Origin of the sequence: Bacillus sp. SIMBA_008 (genome assembly GCF_046535495.1) — a bacterium.
Lineage (GTDB): Bacteria > Bacillota > Bacilli > Bacillales > Bacillaceae > Bacillus > Bacillus subtilis.
Window position 1 is genome coordinate 1 of record NZ_JAWRWL010000962.1, and the last position, 249, is coordinate 249.

At 75.9% G+C, this 249-nt stretch carries 1 protein-coding gene; it reads left to right on the forward strand.

What is annotated here, in order from left to right; all coding sequences use genetic code 11:
* Positions 1 to 249: hypothetical protein (locus SB658_RS26235; protein ID WP_410603419.1), on the forward strand; the 249-nt coding region annotated here is incomplete at both ends.

Consider the following 249-nt stretch of genomic DNA (forward strand, 5'->3'; position numbering starts at 1 on the left):
CTCGGCTCGTGGCGCGCGCTCGGGCGAGGACGCCGCGATGACCGCTTCCCGGAGAGCCGGACTCACCGCGATCGCGTTTGCGCTCGGTCTCGCGACCGCGGCGTGCGGCATCACGATCCCCGCGGATCCGGAGCATACGCTCGCCGAGGCGACGGGCGAGACGCTTCGCGCCGGATATGCCCCGGATCCCGGGCGACTCGCGCTCGGCGAGGGCGAGCCCCGCGGCCCCCTCGCCGACGTCGTCGACGG